The organism is Blautia sp. MSK.20.85, assembly GCF_013317245.1.
In the GTDB taxonomy this organism is placed as follows: domain Bacteria; phylum Bacillota; class Clostridia; order Lachnospirales; family Lachnospiraceae; genus Blautia_A.
In genome coordinates, this window is the sequence record NZ_JAAIUN010000104.1 from 1 (window position 1) to 485 (window position 485).

The following is a 485-nucleotide window of genomic DNA, read 5'->3' on the forward strand; positions in this document are numbered from 1 at the left end:
GCACGGACAGATGGTAACTACAAAAAAGTCATGGCGAAGTATGCAAATCCAGTTGTCCTGATTCTGGATGAGTGGCTTCTCTTGAAACCGACGAATGCAGAACAAAGGGATATCTTCGAACTGCTTCATAGGAGACGTAAGAAATCTTCAACGATTTTCTGCTCCCAATATGCATTTGAGGAATGGTATGAGCAGCTCGGCGGTGGTGACAGTCCTCTGGCAGATGCGATCATTGATCGTATTGCCCACGACAGCTATCGAATAAATATCACGAGCATTGATGCTGAACATGATAGATCAATGCGTGAGGTATATGGCTTGGATAAAGCACTACGCGAGTAAACTCGCATAATTACACAGGTGATTTCCACTTCCGGACATCTGATTCCCAAATTTCCGGAAGTGCGATTTCATCGCACGAGAATATTCATAAGTCCCACCCACTGCTTATTGCTCCTCGCAATTGAAGCAGGGGACTTACTTGA

1 protein-coding gene is annotated in these 485 nt (G+C 44.9%); it reads left to right on the forward strand.

Translation table 11 applies throughout. The features are described from left to right. The coding region (locus G5B12_RS17095) for an ATP-binding protein (RefSeq protein WP_174088970.1) at positions 1-342 on the forward strand (342 nt) is incomplete at its 5' end. Positions 343-485 lie beyond the last annotated feature (143 nt).